This window comes from Nocardia sp. NPDC004260, assembly GCF_053603155.1.
This window is the reverse complement of record NZ_JBSGEZ010000105.1, coordinates 1-16,399: the sequence shown is the minus strand read 5'-3', so window position 1 is coordinate 16,399 and position 16,399 is coordinate 1. Positions and strand designations below refer to the sequence as shown.

The following is a 16,399-nucleotide window of genomic DNA, read 5'->3' as shown; positions in this document are numbered from 1 at the left end:
GCCAACGAGGTGACCGCGGGCCTGGAGGGCATGGCGGTGCCGCTGCGGGTGGCCGTGATGGGCTGTGTCGTGAACGGTCCCGGCGAGGCGCGCGAGGCGGATCTGGGTGTGGCCTCCGGCAACGGCAAGGGCCAGATCTTCGTCAAGGGCGAGGTCATCAAGACCGTCCCGGAGGCGCAGATCGTGGAGACGCTCATCGAAGAGGCGATGCGCATCGCCGAGGAGATGGGCGAGGACGCAGGCACCGGCGAACCGAAGCCCTCGGAGTCAACCGCGCCGTCGAACCTGCCGCAGATCGCGATCTGACCAGGTATCCGGTATCAGGCAGAGCACGGTAATGGCCGACCAACCACTCCGGCACCGCACAACCGCTCGCGCCCCTGTCCTGCCTCCCAAACGAACCGCATCTGCACTCGGTGTCCTCGCTGCCTATCTCGGGTCGGTCGTTGTCGTCAACTGGTTGATCGAGCAAGTCGGGACGGTGAACGCCGGATTCGGCCTGCAAGCGCCAGCGGGAGTACTCCTGCTCGGCCCGGCGCTGGTGCTACGCGACGCAGTGCAATGGCTATGGGGAATACCCACCGCACTGACGGTCCTGGTGATCGGCGCCGTCGTCTCCTACGCAGTAGCAAGCCCGGCAGTCGCAACAGCATCAGCGGTCGCGTTCGCCATCAGCGAGTTCATCGACTTCCTCGTGTTCACCTGGCTCGCACCACGCTGGACGCGCGCGGTGCTACTCGGCGGCATCGCCGGCGCGCTGCTCGATTCAGTGCTGTTCCTGCAGATCGCATTCGGATCGATAGCACTGCTACCCGGGCAGGTGCTGGGCAAAGCCTACGGCGTCATCGCCGCAAGCCTCGTGATCCGGGCTCGAAGAACATGGACGGCCACACGATGAAATTCTTTCTCGGAGTTCACCAGCCGCATTGGGCCACCCTCACCGCCGAGCCCCTGTTCATCAGCGACGTCCGCTTGCGCAAACGCAAAACTCTGCCGCGTGCGCTCGGCGAAGTCGCCATCGACTCCGGTGCCTTCAGCGAGTTGCAGAAGCACGGCGGCTGGGTCTCCACCACAGCGCGCGGGTACGTCGAGCGGGTGCGCCGCTACGTCGAGGAGATCGGGATCGTCTGGGCCGCCCCGATGGACTGGATGGTCGAGCCATGGATCATCCACGGCGGCCAGGTCGGTCGGGTCCACTTCGCCGGCACCGGACTATCCACCGAGGAACACCTGCACCGCACCGTCGGCAACCTCATCGACCTACGATCGCTCGCTCCGGATCTGCCATTCATTCCGACAATTCAGGGCTACCGCCGCACCGAATATGAGCGGTGCATCGACCTCTACGACAAAGCGGGCATCGATCTGGCCGCCGAACCCACTGTCGCCGTGGGCAGTGTGTGTCGCCGCCAGAGCACCATCGAAGCCGCCGAGATCATCGCCGCGATCACCGAGGCCGTACCAGGAATCAGGCTCCACGGTTACGGAATCAAAACCGCAGGCCTAGGCCGCTACGGCTCGCTCCTGACATCGTCCGACAGCATGGGCTGGTCCGACGGCGCCAGGATACGACGCATCCTGCTGCCCGGCTGCACCGGCCACAAGACCTGCACCAATTGCATCCGCTGGGCCTTTCACTGGCGCCAACGCGTCTTGGCTTCACTCGCCGGGCACGCCACCCGAACCGCCGCACCTCGGAGGGCCACAGTGTCCAGAAAACCCGACGCGATCGCTCGTGCCGCCCAGCGCCTGGCGCTCTGGCGGTTCCGGGACGCAGTCGCTGTCCTCGAGCATGACCTCAGCATTCGGCACGCCCACCGCGACGGCATGACTGTCCGCGCCATAGCCGCCCTCATGGACGTGAGCCCGGCCCGCGTCAAACAGATCATCGCCGAACCCGACCCAAGCTCGGTCCTCGACGAAATCCGGACGCTGCGCCAGCGATGGGGCGTCGACACCGACCCCGCCACCCGTGCCGCAGCCGACCACATCATCGCCAACCTCGTCGCCGCAGAGCAGGCGCAACCTGACCACGCCAGTGGCGACCGACCTCAGCAATCCGGCTCTATCAACCCAACGCTGTTCGATATCGCATGATCCCGGCCCGTATCCGACCCCTGGCTGCCGGCCGAACAAGCCTCGAGGTGAGGTGTGACCGCGGCACCGCGCCAGACCATCACATCCTCACTGATCCGAGTCCGTGTGCGATGCGGCAAGCTGGAGGGCCTTCAGCGCCGTCAAGAGCTTGCCCGCCATGTGTTCGAGCTGATCAGGCGAGATCACCTTGCCGAACGCCGCCGCATCGAGCAACGCGCGCCGCACATCACCGATCTGCCGCTCAGCAGAACCAATAGGCGTTGGCTTCTGCATAACTGGACTACTTCATATCGAACGAACCATCAGCGTCCGGATCAGCTGACCATTCCGCGTCTGCGGCCTCGCTGTACTTCGGCTCAGCACCGTCGACGACACGCCGACGGGTCAACGCCGCCACCGCGGCGTACTCGGCGACCGTTCTGCTCCACGCCCACACTCGTGCCCCTCCCGCTTCTGAAACCGACGCAGCGCCCCGCGGTTCGATTCGACCCACGGGGCGCCGACGCAGAAACGAAGTTCACCGTGCCGCGCCCTCGCCGCAATCACTACGGCCGCGCGACCACAACCGATCTACTGCCCGGCAAAATCGGCAGCCGGACCTCACGCGAGCAGCGACAGTGCTCGATTCGGTCTGTCACTCCACACTCGGAGTGCAGGCGACGTAACTGATCGCCGCAGGAAGCGGGATAGCACTGCCGGTAGCACCGACCGCGTTGGACAGACCCAACGCGTTCGCAATGGCGACGTCGCGATTCGGCCCCTCGGCCCACTGCAGATCCACACCCCGCGTAGCAGCCGCTACGCACGCGTTGGACCACGTGATCAGATCGCATACCGCTTCGGGGTTGCCCGACTCCGAGCCGCACCTGGAAGCCGCGGCCTCCCTGGCGATTTCGGGGGTGGGGCCATGCGATCCGTAGAAGATCGTCGCACCAAACGGGGTAGGAGACTTCTCCACAGCGATCGCCCCGAACTGATTGCCCTCCGCATGCGCCGCTCCGCCGCCGACGACGGCCACGGACGCAGCTCCAGCGAGCAGGGCAATGGACAGCTTTCGAGCCACAGACATCATCACATTTCTTTCCTGAGAAATTCCGGCTACTACGAGCGGACGAGCCGTTCTGGCCGCGCCCACTTACCGCGCAGCAGAACGCAGTGGCACACGCAAGGGACCGCTGATTCGGCAGCACGTCGGAGCACTCGAGGGACGAATCAGAAGTCCACGGCCCCACCGCCGACTCGACGCCGTGCGTTCACCACTCTCTCCCTCCCGGCAAGGTGCCCGCCCTCGGCGGACCGAGACCAAGCCGCTCAGAAGAAATCTATTGGACTCCGATTGGAATGTCAAAGGAAACTTATCGGAAGTTCCTGGCCGCGCCTCACGCCGAACCAGCCGTCTTCGGCGGCCGCCGACTACGCACTGACGCAGCCGCGATAAGGATTCGTCGAAGGCCGGACGTCGAAGGCGCGTTCCTCGAGTTCGGCGCGTAATTCCCCGATCCGCAGGCCTAGCGGGTATTCGAAGGTGTGGCTGGGGATCTTCTGATTCCGCAGATAGCGCACCACATCCAGATCGTGGTCGACGAACCCGCGCAGCCACCGCTGGCCTTGCAGCGTCACCGCTGCGCAGTGTCCCCGCTTGATCCGCGGCGCCGCCGACCGATCGCCGCCGCGCCGAAACAGCACCGGTCCCTCCGGGAACTCGTGCACCGTCAGCCAGCCCCGTGTGTCCGCCGCCGTGAACATCGGACACATTGACGAATAGACAGGCGAATAGCCCAGATCCGCCACCGCCCACACCAGATCCCGATGGGCTTCGACCACCTTCGCGTCCGGAATCCGGGCGAAGAACGCCTCCCAAGCCCGCGCATCCCGACCCGAATCGAGCACATCGGCATACAGACTCATGTCCGCCAATGAACCGACCACATTGAACACGACCGCCTTGAAAGACCTGGACATCGCTGCCAACCCCTGCCTGTCTGAGGCCATCCTCACCGCACACTACCTGCTCACCACTATGCACCGGCTGCAGCCGGCCGCGGCCGTCACATCACAAGTCCACATACTCTCGCGGCGATTCGGCAACGACACCTCGCCCCATCCCCGAGCCTGGCTCGACGGGCCGACAGCAAGGGGACTTGCCGCGCCCAGGCACACCACCTCGACGCATTCGCCGGTCCAGGTCGACCTCGCGCCGACACCACCACACCGTCGATCCGCGCACCATAGCCCGCAACCCAGCGCGGCGATCGGTCGGCACATCCGAGCAGCCCGTCGACAACCGGCCGATCCATCCTCCCCCGGCCGCCTCGGCGAACTCCACCCGAGCTTCTTCTGTCGCTGCCGCGGACGACCACCGCACACCCAGGGGGCTGCACCGCTACACGCCGAACCGGTTCAACCGGCGTAGCGGGTCCGGTGGCCGTCCGGGAGTCGAAGATCAGGTGTCGTTCAGCCAGAGTGCCTGAAATGCACAGCATCGAGGCTTGTCGATGCGCTTTCCGGCTCGTAGGCGCGATCGGCCAGGTCTCGCGCCGTTTGCCACAGCCGTACAAGCGTTTTCAGCTCCGGTACGCGATAGTGGCTCAGGGGCAGGTCCCCCGCCCGGTGCGCTCCTCCGATCGCGGCCAGCCGCCACGCCGCGCACGCAAGCTCCAGCACGCTACGCAACGCCTCTTGATCGCATTCGGGCAGTTCGCTGTCCTCGATCAGCTGATCGAGGACATCCGGCAAGGGCGCCGCCCATCGGCCGACGATCGACGCCGCATCCAGAATCTCCACTCGGCGCCGATGCAGGCGTTCAGCGGTCGATGCGCCGCGCCGGTCGCCGGGGCGCAAGGTCAACACGACTCCAGGCGTCGCCGCGGTCAAGTCCCGCCATACCGGATCCAGGCGGCGCAGCGCACGGGATTCCTTATCCAGGCGCAGCAGCTGCAGCATCGCGCGCCCCACCGACAGGACCAGCAGCCAATCGGCGAGCCGCCTCCACATCAGAACGCCGACGCTGTGCGATAACGCCGCAGGATGCCTTTCCTGCGGCCTCCGGTCTCGATCAAAGTCGCCAGAAGCTCCGCTTCGTATTCACGGTCATCGTCGTAGGCGCTGGCCCCGCGAGCCGTCTGCACCATCGACGCATTCGATCCGAGCCCACGGCCCACGTCCAGACCGACCAGCAACGTCGCCAGCTCTCCCGGTGAGGTCTTGCGCCCGTGCTCGAGCAGCATATGAGCAAGTTCATGAGCGACCACGTGACGCTCCATCAACGGATCCGATGAGGGGCGAAACAGCACAACGTCGTCAGCCTCACCGGCCAGCCACAACCCGCATAATCCGACCGGCGCACTATCGGGCAGTGGTGCTCGCACGATCCTGCGCCCACGGATCCGCTCCACCGAGGAGACGAGTTCTTCGACGTCCCAACCATTTCGCAGCTGCAAAGTGCTGGCAAGCGACTCCAGTCGCGAACGTGTCGACGGCCGCCGTCGTAGCCGCGCAGAAAGCCCCGCAACCTCGAAGCCCTCGCGCGCCGCACCATGCCTGGTCGATGCCATACCAGCGAGCGTGGCGAGCCCAGGGCTGATTGCCGCGGCACCCATGCACACCGTTTCCCATCCAGACATCCGCGATCACCACCGTCCAGCACGCCGGTGGCGAGGTCGCTGTCGCGGTGTCGAGCGGCTGCATGGGGCGAGCATGACTACGACCTCGGAGCAACCGCTGCCACACCGCCGGTGCAGGGCCACAGTTGCTCTGGGCAGCTCGTCGCGACGAAGCACTCCCGGCGCACCCTCTCCAAGCAGTCGCGTCCGCGCAGATCGGTCAGATACATACGGTTGGACACCGCCACCGCGTCGGCGCCACGGTCACGCACCTGCGCCAGCAGATGCTCGATCGGGTCGGCGATCTCACCGCTGGGTAGCGGCAGACGCAACACAGTCACCATCCGCCACCGATTCCGGTCGGCCATCAGTCGCATCGCCCGCTCCTCCGCCTCCTCGACACCACGCGCGAGCTCCCGATTCCTGAAGCCGTGCCGATCCGAGCGCAGCAGGCCGATGACCACCGGGTGAGCGCGCCGGGCCGCCAGCGTGCTCAACGGCAACGGTCCCCATGCCGTGTACTCGGACAGAATCGGCTCGACCGCCCGCTCGTCGCGGCAACTGCCTTCGATGGGTGAACGACATCCTTCGGCTCTGCCGGCGAGCAACAACGCACCAGAGGAAGGCGCACGGCGCCGGATATCGGAGATCATGTCAACACCGCCGCCTCGAGTGTGGTGCGCAGCGTCTTCCGATCGGACGCCAGACCCCGCATGCCGATGTATCCGTCGGGCAGGACCAGACACAGCGTGTCCTCATGGGGATGGCCGTAGCGGTCGAAGACCTGCGAGTCCTGCGCTGTCAGACCACACGGCGGAGCAGTCGTCCCTGGCGGGGTGATCACAGTAGTCCGGACCAGATCGCGGAGGGGCGCGGCGGCCGCGACGACATCGGCGCCCACCGTGGAATCCGGGTCGGACTGCAGCACGAGCAAGGTGGAGCCTGGGTGAGCCAGCAGGTTGTGCACGCTCGTCGTCGAAGTGATGCGCGCGTCGGGCGCCCGGTCCCCCGGGGTGAGACCGCCGAGGATGGGTGTCAACCCCGGCGGCTGCGCGATCAGGCCGCGGTAGTGGTAGGTCAACCCAGCGATCAGAGCGGCCGCCTCACCGTGGAATCCGGGCCGCGCAAGGATCTCGCGACGGGCGTCGATCGAATTCCCGTGCGCCATCATGATCAGATGCAGCAGGTGGCTGGCCTCGCCCACCTGACCGGCGATCGGAAGCCGTTGATCCTGGTAGGTGTCCAGCAGCGCTGCCGAGGCGCGACCGGTGGCCACGGCCGCCAGTTTCCAGCCGAGGTTGAACGCGTCCTGGATGCAGGTGTTCATCCCCATCCCGGCCGCGGGGCTATAGATGTGCGCGGAATCGCCGGCCAGCAGGATCCGGCCGCGGCGATATCCGCTCGCGGTCCTCCTCCAGATGTCGAACTCGGTGCACCACTTGGGAACGCCGAGGCGCGTATCGGGCAACCAGGAAGAGACCACCGGCTGGAACGAATCGCGTGCGGCAATGGGATCGGGTTGGGCTTCAGCCCGAGGAGCGTCGCGCATATCGCTGATCAGGACGCGGTACCCGCTCGGCAGCGCCGTGGTGAGCAGCATGTGGTTGGGGTCGATCCAGTAGTCGATCCACTTCTTGCTGCCGGGGTAGGGATTAGACACCTCGACGTCCATCATCCGGAACCGCATGCCGGTGTAGTCGGTACCCTCGAAGCCGAACCCGGCCAGCTCCCGGACGGTGCTGTTCACCCCGTCGCAGCCCACCAGCCAGTCGGGGTGAACCACCTCCAGACCGCTGCCGCTGCTGTCGGTGTGGTGCAGGACCGCGGTGATCCGGCCGTCGCCGTCGGTCGAGAGGTCCACCAGTTCGGTATTCCACTCGATAACACCGCCGAGCCTGGCGAACTCCTCCCGCAGCACGGCCTCGGTGTCGTTCTGCTCGACGATGAGGATGTGCGGAAACGGAGTCGCGTACCGATCCTCCAGCTCGGTGAAATCCAAGTATTCGACGTCCTCGACGCCACGGAGGTGGAACGCCAAGCCTCGGTGCTTCTTGCCGACAGCGAGAAGATGCTCCATGCACCTTCCGCTTCCACGCGCGTAACCCTCTCCGGTTCGAGGCTGAATCGTGAACGCGCGGGAGGTTTCGGCGTGGCCGGACCTCTTGTCGAACAGGCGGCATGGCACCCCGCGAGACGCCAATTCGTTGGCGAGGGTCAATCCGGTGGGGCCAGCGCCTACAATGTAGACCAGATCAGGCGAAGTGAGGGATTGAGACATGGAAATTCCTTCGTGCCATGCCGGACTACCGGAGATGCGGTGAGCAACCGGTTCGGAGGTTCATCTAGTCGTCGAAAGTGAAAAGCCTGTACTACATCATCCTGATTGCGAGTTCCTGCTGGAGATGGCCTTGCCGTGAGGACACGACTGTCACATAGTCCCGATCGATTCGGAATAGGCGAATACCCACGCGCTACCCAAAAGCCACCCACCCGCAATTCACCCATGCCGCATGTATCACCCCGTCAACCTGGTCTTTTGGGTCGCGGACAGGGCGGTCAAAGTGCCCAAAATTCGTGTATCGCGGTGGCAGCCCCGCAACCGCCGCGGTCGATCAGCTAGCGGGCATGGGTATATTGAGTATTCGGTGGAACCGGCCTGCCTGCTGATGCCAACTTCGTGGCGATGAAGACATAATGGCCCGGCCACGGACCGAGCGACGGCACGAAATCCGATCTGGAGCCGCAGATCGGCCAATGAACGTCGGTGTAATCCCCAATCGTCAGAGCTGCAGCTGCGGCTGCACGCAGATGATCGACGGCGTCAGGGGAATTTATCGGCGCCACGGCGAATACCGAAGCAGGGGTGCACATGTCATCGAGCCTCGCGATGTGCACGAAGCCCCCGCAGGGGCGTCACCCGAGTGAGTAGATACGCGCCGAGGGGCCCGAATTATTACCTCGAACGCCGGGCGCTGGGGCGCCTGACCGCGTACGGCATGCCGACCTGCTCCGGACGGGGCTTGTGCTGTGCGGGGACATATTCGTGCACGTGGCTTCGCGAGGAGACGCCCAATTTGTCGAGTATGGCCGCTACCTGTTTTTCCACGGTGCGCACCGACTTGTCGAGGCTTCGGGCGATTCGGGCATTTTGCCAATTGGCTGCGACCAAACGTGCGACTTCCTTCTCTGCCCGAGTCAGACTGTCCCAGGGCGCCGCTGCCGGATCGGTGACGGACTTCGAATCCGTGGGGTCTGGGTCGAGGGTCAGTTCACCCAGTGCCAGCAGGTGCACATCGTGGGTGGCCGGGTCCAGTTGTTGGGCGCCTCGGTTCATCCGGGCGATGAAGGTGACATCGCCGAGTACTCCCCGGGCGGTTTTGGTCGCCTCATGGCATTGGTCCGCGAAGGTTCCCATGGCGTCGATATCGACGCCCAGTCTGGACCGGAGCGTTTTGAGTCCGCCTGCGAGGTAGGCCAGTTCGGTCGCGACTCGCTCACGGTCGGTGGTGCCGACGTTGATCATCGCCGCCAGAGCCCAGCACCGCAGCTCGACCGACCATGCTGCGCCCCACTGATCACCCACCTCCATTTGCAGCGCGAGCGTGCCGCGCAGTATCTCTGCTGCCTCGGCGGGATCCCCATGCCGGAGCCGCGTAACGGCCAAGGCCAGCAACGCCCAGGACTCCACCCACGGCGCTTTCGATTGCCGTGAGCGCTCCACTGTGTCGGTGGAGATCTCACAAGCGCGCTTCCCGGTCTCGTCGAGCGTGGCCGCGGCCAAGCCGGCGAACATCCCGGCAAGGACAGCAGCGCCGTGGTTTCCGTCCTCGTGGAACTTTCCACGTGACCGCAACAGCACATCGACGGCCGAAGGATCGCGGGCGGACATGAAACTCAGCGTCCCCAAGGCCAAGTCGAGGATGGCGGGCAGTCCCTCGACGGATGCGGGATCGCTCCGCCAGTTCCCGGCGTCCGGGACACAGGCGGTGATGCATTCGGCGAGCAGGCGTGTTGCGTCGTCGCTTTGTCCCTGCCGTACGAGCATCCACGCGAGTGCGGATTTCGCCGCCAGCTGCCGGTCTTCCGGCTGCGGTGTCAACTTCGCGCTCGCGTCCAGACACCGCTCGGTCCACCGCCGGAACTCGCGGATCGAACCGAAGAAGAAGGGCAGCCGCAGTTGGATCAGTCCGATGCAGATTTCCAGGCCCGCGTCGGCCTCCCCCGAATCGATGCTGGTCTCGATCGCAGTGACGATGTTGCCCCACGCCGCGGTGGCCCAGTCCAGCAGCTGGCGCTCAGCCGGGCCGAACCAATGGCGCGCTGCATCGCCGACCTGATCCCGGTAGTAGTGCAGGTGCCGGCGCGACAGGCGACACCGCTCGTCCGCGCCGCGCTCTGTGAGCCGGTCTCGCGCGAACAGCCGCAGGCTCTCCACCATCGAGTACCGCACGGTGGTGGAGGTGATGTGGTTGGTGACCAGCGACTTCTCGACCAGCCCCTCCAGGAGCATTTTGATCTCGCGGCGGGGCAGCGTTACCTGCTCGTCGGCGTCGGCCTGCTGCTCGTCACCGCAGATGGCTACGATCGCCTCGAGCTCCGCCCCTACCTGCGCGGTGCTGGCGGTGTCGCCTTCGGTATCGCCTCCTGCGGCAAACACCGACATTCGTTCCCAGAGCAGCTTTTCCCGCTCCGACAACAGTCCATGCGACCAGGCGATGACGTTGGTGATGCCGAGATGACGGTCCTCGACTGCGGCCCTCGCACCGGCTGTCCACTCCATCCGCTTGTCGTCTGCCCGCCCGGTGACCTCGGCACGCAGGCTCACCAGTGATTGGTGTCGCAGCCGGGCAGCCGCCAATTGAATGAACAGCGGATTGCGGCCGACATGGGCGCAAATCTCGGCCACCATCCCTTCTTCGTCCGGCGCGATCGGCGCACAGCCGCTGCGCTCGGCGCGCAACTTGAACAGTGTCACTGCGTCGGCTTCGCGCAGTTGGCGCACCGGGACCAGGCGCTCATCGGTCCAGCCGGTCGGTCCGGTGCTGGTAGCCATGATGATCAGCTCCGGGATCGTATCCAGCAGAGCCGGAATCAACAGCTGCAGACCGCTGAGAACGTGTTCGCAGTTGTCCAGCACAAGGACAACGGGCCGAGGGCGACCGGACTTCTCTGTTTGGTCGAGCGTGTCGACCAGCGCTTGCCACGTATCTCGGTGGGAGTAGTCGTTTCTGACCACCGCCGACGCGACTTCCCGCTCCACTGCCGCGTAATCCGCATCCTTGGGCAGTCGTGCCAGGCGCACCCAGTGCACCTGAACACCACGAGCACGCGCCTCGCGGGCGGCCTCGGCCCCCAGCCGGCTTTTCCCGATGCCCCCCGGGCCCACCAGGGTGATCATCCGATCGGATCGGGCCTTCAACAGACTGCTGATCAGGGCCAGGTCCTCTTCGCGTCCGACGATCTGCTGGCCCTGTGCCGGAACTTCGCTCCCCACCCCGGGTCTGGTCACACAGTGACTATAACCCCAAAGAGGCCAAACGGTATCCGAACAATTGTCACCAGCACCGTCCTACGCCGTGAGTGGGTAGCGCATGGGTAGTTCATGGGTAGATACCCATGCCTGTAGCGGCTTATGGGTATTGCTTGCCTCGCCGGTGTTGGAAGCGGGCCGACCGATTCTGTCCTCATCGAGGTTCTGACGCCCCGAAAGCGCAGCACGCAGGGCTTTCAATCGGCATTTGTTGTTCAGTTCTTCCCTATCGAGCGGTTGTCGACCCTGGTGTGAAGCGACACGAAAACGAATCCGCTTGTTATGGGTACTTTTTGAGTAGTCGCCTATTCCGGCAGCGTCGATGGGTGTGGCACAGTCCTGTGCTGCTGCCGAAACAATGGCATCACGAGAGCGACGAGACCGAATACAGGCACGTACGCGTCCGAGGCGCTGTCTAAAAAGGGGAATTATATTGAGCTGTCCCGTCCATGGGTCTCCTGTCGACACGGACGACGGCGACCGTTTTCCGCTCTACGCCGAAGCGTTCACCCGCGACCCGCACGCGGCGTACGAAGCGATGCGGCAGAAGTACGGGCCGCTGGCACCGGTCGAGCTGGCGCCCGGCATACCCGGCACCCTCGTGCTCGACCACGCCACCGCTGTGCGCATCCTCAACGACCCCGACCACTTCCTGCACGATCCGCGTGCCTGGCAACAGACCGTCCCCGACCACTCCCCGCTGCGGCCCATGATGGAGTGGTATCCCGCCGCCCGCTACACCGACGGACACGAGCACACCCGGTACCGCCAGGTATCCGCCGCAGCCATCGACAAGGTCGACCTGCACGCACTGCATGACACCGTCGAAAAGCTCGCCACCCCACTGGTCGAGAGTTGGATCACCACAGGCCGCGCCGAACTCGGGAGCCAGTATGCGTTCCCGCTCGTATTCGCCGTGCTCAACCAGGCACTCGGCTGCCCGGACGACATCGGGCAGCGGGTCGCCGCTGGCATGGCCGCACGCTTCAACAGCACCTCTGAATCAGAGCCGGGCATGGAAATGCTCACCACAGCGCTGAGCGATCTGGTGCGACACAAGCGCGCACAGCCCGGCGACGACATGACCACGCGGCTGATCGAGCATCGCAACAACCTGGGCGACAGCGAAGTCGTGGCCCAGGTGATGAGCTTTTACGGCGCGGGCATCGAAGCCGCGCGCAACCTGATTCTCAACACCCTGCTGCTGATGCTCACCGACGACCGATTCGGCGGCAGCCTGCTCAGCGGAAGCCTATCCACCCGCGATGCCCTCGACGAGGTGCTGTTCAACAACCCGCCGATGGCCAACTTCTGCACCACCTACCCGCGGCAGCCGATGCTGATCGGCAACACCTGGCTGCCCGCGCACCAGCCCGTCGTCATCAGCATCGCCGCCTGCAACGCCGATCCGGTCACCAAGGGCGACCGCACCGGCAACCGGTCCCATCTCGCCTTCAGCGCCGGCCCGCACGCATGCCCGGCCCGCACGATGGCCTACCAGATCGCGCAGGACGCGATCGACTACCTGCTCGACCTGGCCCCCGACATCAAGCTCGCCGTCCCCGCCGACCAGCTCACCTGGCGGACGGGCTTCTTCCACCGAGCTCCCATGGCGCTGCCGGTGGTGTTCACCGTGCCCAACTCGAGCGGGACTCCGCCGACCCAGCCGCAAGGTTCTCAACCGAGGAGAAGGTGACCGGAATGCACACCGGACAACCGAGCAAGACTGCGCTGTTCGTAGCCACCGCCAGGGCCCGCCACCAGGTAATCGATCAGCCGCGGATCTTCACCGATCCACTGGCGCTGCGGATCCTCGACCAATCCGCTTGGGTCTCCGCGGGCTTCGATGAAGGTCAATCCGCAGAACTCGTGCGTCAGCGGAGGCTGTTCATCGCGGCGCGCTCCCGCTACGCCGACGACACCATCGCCGCCGCCACCGCCGCAGGAACCGACCAGGTCGTGATCCTCGGCGCCGGACTCGACACCACCGCCTACCGCCACACCAGCACCCACGTACGGTTCTTCGAAGTCGACCACCCCGACACCCAGGACTACAAGCGCCACCGGCTCGCCCACGCCGACATCCCGATCCCCGCGTCGCTCACCTTCGTGCCGGTCGACTTCGAACAATCCACCCTCGCGGACGCACTGGCAGAAGCAGGCCTCGACCGCACCCGCCGCACACTGTTCATCTGGCTCGGTGTCGCTGTGTACCTGACAAGGCAATCGGTCGACGACACCCTCCGCTACATCGCCGACGGCCCCTCGGAATTGGTCTTCGACTACTTCTACCCCCTCGCCTCACCCGACGACCCCACAAGCGGGCAACTCCACAATCGCGCCGCACTGGTCGCCGCCGCGGGAGAGCCGTGGAAGACATACTTCACCGCCGACGAAATTCGTACCGCTCTGCTGTCCTTCGGCTACCACCGAGTCGATGACCATTCCGCATCAGAACTGCTTGCTACGTACGGGGTTCGCGCGGCCGCTCGCCCAACTGACTCGGGACCGCACCTGGTTCATACCCGCACAGCGTGACGTCCTCGCTCGCACAAAACGACCAACTAACTCCACGGCCCCTACGCGAAGGCGCCTTCAGTGACTACCGCGGAGACGGCCCGCGACCGCTCCCTTCCCCACCCAGCAGCCGGGGTCTGCCGCGACGACTACAGATCGACATACTCGCGCGGCGCGCCCTGCGGCGCCAGCCGCTGATCTCCCGGGAACATCCTCAAGCCCGGCAATCGCTGCTCGACCTGCTCGCGCGTCAGCGGAGCCGACACCGGTGCCAGGCTCACCTTGTCGTTGTCGGTCGCGTCCTCCCACGCGCCCTTCGGATCCAACGCCCGCACCCGAGCGACCACACCGTCCTCGACATACACCACCCCGCGCAGCCAGGCCCGCCGATCCGACGGAATCCGTCCAGGACCACCCGAGAGCCGCCGATCCACCTCCCACTGCGGATCCGGCGCATCGGCGAACTCGGCCAGCAGATCCCGCGCCGTGGTCGACTTGCGGTACACCACCTGCACACAGTCCTTCGACGGCCGCTTATCCGCCGGCGGCTCCTTCAGAACCTCCGGCAGATCCCATTCGGGGAACGCGCGCCGCGCCCAGTCGTACGGGGCGAACGCCGCCCGGTCATCACTCCAGATCGTCATGATCGTGTGCTTGCCTCGCCGCAGCTCGTCCTTGAGTACCCGAAGCTTGTCCCGACCGGCGCGCGTGCCGATCCGCTCCACCAGCATCTCGTCCACCGGCTGACGCTGCTGCCCCAGATGCCAGGACTCCATGGGCATCAACACCCCGCCGGGCTGGTCGAACCACGCCACGATGGTGATGGCATCGTCTTCGTAGGTCTTCTTCACCTGCTCGGCCAGCTTTCTCCGCAGCTCGGTGATATCGATCAGGCGCAGCTCAGACACGTCATGCATCTTACGCATATCACGCACCGCCTCGAGCAACCCCACCATCGGCCACGTCACGGGCCCGCGGGTTTCCGCGACCAGCATCGACATGCGTGGCATCGACCTCACCTCCGTCTCTCGTCGAACATCTCCGGACCGAATACCGGCAGCTCGACCATCGGGAACTGCGCTGCCCACTCCGCCAGACCACCCCCGAGCAACCCCACCGCCGTCGCGACATCCATCGCGCTCGCCGGCTCACCGATCACCTCCACCTCCCGCAGCGGCGGGGCGCCGCGGAACCGGTGACACACCTCGGTCACCACCAGCCGCAACCCGCGGCCGTCCTCGGCGTCGAACATCAGCACCTCCCCCATCGCCGGAATACCGAAGCCCTCGCTCAGCATCGTGAAGGACATCGAATCGTCGAACACCGACCCGTCGTCCTCCCGCAAGAGGACCACCACCGTGTAGCCCAACGGCGCCACGACTTCCCCGCGAACGGCGCGAAGCTCTCGATCCCCCACACGCTCACCGCCATCACGCCATGAGCCGGTAACCATCACCATTGCCCGACACCTCGCTTCCCACGCTCACAGCGCCCGGACGCGCATTCTGCTCACCCGGATCGGCCGATCCGAACAACCCCACCTGAATCCCGGGCCCGGCCTTCGGCAGCGACGCCAGCAGCCGCGACCGCCACTCCAGCGCGTACCACGGACAATTCACACACCGCCTATGCGAGCACCGCGCCAGCGGCGGCGAATACCTCGCCGAAAACGACCACGCGAGACTGTCCGCCGAGGCCAGCCAATCCCCATACCGGCGCAAACCCTCCTGCTTGACCCCGAATGCATGCAGCGCGATCCCCGGCACCGCCTCCACCACCGCCGCGACGATCTCCGCGGCCTCCTGCGTGCCCTGCCGCCGACACACCGAACCCAGCCCCACCCGCGCCTCGCTCGCCAGATCCACCCCCGAACAGGCATACATCTCCACGCACCGCACGTAATCGGCGACCGACCACCCTTGGATCACCGGCATGATCGGCAGCTCCGGTGCCAGAGAACGCAATTCGCAGAAGTTCTCCACCGTCCGCCACTGGTGCTCCACCACGCTCAGGCCGGTACCCGCGAACTCGACTCCGTCCACCACCCCGCCCAGACGCACCCACGGCTCGCACATCCAATCGGCGGGCGCGACCAGTGCCAACTGCCCGACCTCGTCCCGATAGCCCCGCACCCGATCGACGTACTCCGCGGGCGAGGGCCCGAAATCCCAACTGCCATACCGCTGTAGCTCGGTGAATGCACCACCGGAATCCAGCGACCACGGAGCCAGCGCCCGCGGCAGCCGAGCACACCGGCGCAACGTCCGATCCGAGACGAACAACGGAATCCCCATCCGCGCCAGCCACGCAGGCCGGTGCGAACCCAAGAAGAACCTCATCGTGCCTCTTCCTCTCCGGTGACCTCGCCGGAAGGCGCGGCACACTCGACAAACTCTGCACTTGGGATCGTACGCATTTAACGCAAATCACGCAATTTACTGGAAGGGTCGGCAGTCTCGCTCGCGTGCCGAGAACCGCTGCCGCCCAGCCGATTCAGCGCTGCCCGCGATCTTCAGAGCTGCCGCGGCAAAGAGCCTGCCCGGCCTGCGCAGCTCCCGCAGGGTGCAGTTGTGGGCGCGGGCGAGGTCGGTGAGGGCTTGGTGGATGTCGGGGGAGACCGCGAAGCCGGTGTTGGCGCCGCGCATGCTGGGTG

The 16,399-nt window shown here is 65.7% G+C and carries 17 protein-coding genes; 5 read left to right on the top strand and 12 right to left on the bottom strand.

Going from position 1 to position 16,399, the window contains the following annotated elements; all coding sequences use genetic code 11:
- The 3 genes from ACWEO7_RS35065 to ACWEO7_RS35055 form a co-directional block, all read left to right on the top strand.
- Positions 1-306 (top strand): flavodoxin-dependent (E)-4-hydroxy-3-methylbut-2-enyl-diphosphate synthase (locus tag ACWEO7_RS35065; RefSeq protein ID WP_452429646.1); only part of this gene is annotated, 306 nt, incomplete at its 5' end.
- A 154-nt stretch (positions 307-460) separates the two neighbouring features.
- Positions 461-898 (top strand): VUT family protein, encoded by a 438-nt coding sequence (locus ACWEO7_RS35060; RefSeq protein WP_452429645.1) that lies wholly within the window; start codon positions 461-463, stop codon positions 896-898.
- A complete protein-coding gene (locus ACWEO7_RS35055) occupies positions 880-2,097 on the top strand; it encodes a deazapurine DNA modification protein DpdA family protein (protein ID WP_452429643.1) in 1,218 nt (405 codons plus the stop codon). Before ACWEO7_RS35060 ends, ACWEO7_RS35055 begins: the two co-directional genes overlap by 19 nt.
- 87 nt (positions 2,098-2,184) lie before the next feature.
- Here ACWEO7_RS35055 and ACWEO7_RS35050 read toward each other — a convergent pair whose 3' ends face one another.
- The 8 genes from ACWEO7_RS35050 to ACWEO7_RS35015 all read right to left on the bottom strand — a co-directional run bounded on the left by ACWEO7_RS35050 (position 2,185) and on the right by ACWEO7_RS35015 (position 11,208).
- A complete protein-coding gene (locus ACWEO7_RS35050; RefSeq protein WP_280245267.1) occupies positions 2,185-2,370 on the bottom strand; it encodes a DUF6374 family protein in 186 nt (61 codons plus the stop codon).
- A 361-nt stretch (positions 2,371-2,731) separates the two neighbouring features.
- Positions 2,732-3,169: a DUF4189 domain-containing protein gene (locus tag ACWEO7_RS35045; protein WP_452429641.1), complete on the bottom strand. Its 438-nt coding sequence runs from the start codon at positions 3,167-3,169 to the stop codon at positions 2,732-2,734.
- 341 nt (positions 3,170-3,510) lie between these two features.
- Positions 3,511-4,059, bottom strand: a complete 549-nt coding sequence (locus ACWEO7_RS35040; protein ID WP_452429639.1) for an LNS2 domain-containing protein — start codon at positions 4,057-4,059, stop codon at positions 3,511-3,513.
- Between the two features lie 492 nt (positions 4,060-4,551).
- The gene (locus tag ACWEO7_RS35035; RefSeq protein WP_452429637.1) at positions 4,552-5,091 is read right to left on the bottom strand and encodes a DUF6545 domain-containing protein; all 540 of its coding nucleotides are present in this window, start codon (positions 5,089-5,091) and stop codon (positions 4,552-4,554) included.
- Positions 5,091-5,651, bottom strand: a complete 561-nt coding sequence (locus ACWEO7_RS35030) for a hypothetical protein (RefSeq protein WP_452429635.1) — start codon at positions 5,649-5,651, stop codon at positions 5,091-5,093. Before ACWEO7_RS35030 ends, ACWEO7_RS35035 begins: the two co-directional genes overlap by 1 nt.
- 146 nt (positions 5,652-5,797) lie before the next feature.
- The gene (locus tag ACWEO7_RS35025) at positions 5,798-6,352 is read right to left on the bottom strand and encodes a hypothetical protein (RefSeq protein ID WP_452429633.1); all 555 of its coding nucleotides are present in this window, start codon (positions 6,350-6,352) and stop codon (positions 5,798-5,800) included.
- Positions 6,349-7,977 (bottom strand): FAD-dependent monooxygenase, encoded by a 1,629-nt coding sequence (locus ACWEO7_RS35020; RefSeq protein WP_452429631.1) that lies wholly within the window; start codon positions 7,975-7,977, stop codon positions 6,349-6,351. The genes ACWEO7_RS35025 and ACWEO7_RS35020 overlap by 4 nt, the downstream gene beginning before the upstream one ends.
- Positions 7,978-8,652: 675 nt before the next feature.
- On the bottom strand, positions 8,653-11,208 hold the full coding sequence (locus ACWEO7_RS35015; RefSeq protein ID WP_452429629.1) for a helix-turn-helix transcriptional regulator: 2,556 nt from the start codon (positions 11,206-11,208) through the stop codon (positions 8,653-8,655).
- A gap of 454 nt (positions 11,209-11,662) precedes the next feature.
- Here ACWEO7_RS35015 and ACWEO7_RS35010 point away from each other — a divergent pair, with 454 nt between their 5' ends.
- Together ACWEO7_RS35010 and ACWEO7_RS35005 are read left to right on the top strand one after the other, a co-directional pair.
- Positions 11,663-12,925 carry a cytochrome P450 gene (locus tag ACWEO7_RS35010; protein WP_452429627.1) on the top strand — a complete coding sequence of 421 codons (1,263 nt, stop codon included), beginning with the start codon at positions 11,663-11,665 and terminating at the stop codon, positions 12,923-12,925.
- A 5-nt stretch (positions 12,926-12,930) separates the two neighbouring features.
- A complete protein-coding gene (locus ACWEO7_RS35005; protein ID WP_452429626.1) occupies positions 12,931-13,767 on the top strand; it encodes a class I SAM-dependent methyltransferase in 837 nt (278 codons plus the stop codon).
- Between the two features lie 128 nt (positions 13,768-13,895).
- Here ACWEO7_RS35005 and ACWEO7_RS35000 read toward each other — a convergent pair whose 3' ends face one another.
- The 4 genes from ACWEO7_RS35000 to ACWEO7_RS34985 all read right to left on the bottom strand — a co-directional run.
- Positions 13,896-14,654, bottom strand: coding sequence for a hypothetical protein (locus ACWEO7_RS35000; RefSeq protein ID WP_452429624.1), 759 nt, complete (start codon positions 14,652-14,654; stop codon positions 13,896-13,898).
- 107 nt (positions 14,655-14,761) lie between these two features.
- Positions 14,762-15,163 carry a hypothetical protein gene (locus ACWEO7_RS34995; RefSeq protein WP_452429622.1) on the bottom strand — a complete coding sequence of 134 codons (402 nt, stop codon included), beginning with the start codon at positions 15,161-15,163 and terminating at the stop codon, positions 14,762-14,764.
- 13 nt (positions 15,164-15,176) lie between these two features.
- Positions 15,177-16,085, bottom strand: coding sequence for a deazapurine DNA modification protein DpdA family protein (locus tag ACWEO7_RS34990; protein WP_452429620.1), 909 nt, complete (start codon positions 16,083-16,085; stop codon positions 15,177-15,179).
- 96 nt (positions 16,086-16,181) lie between these two features.
- A partial coding sequence (locus ACWEO7_RS34985) for a hypothetical protein (protein ID WP_452429619.1) occupies positions 16,182-16,399 on the bottom strand: 218 nt, incomplete at its 5' end.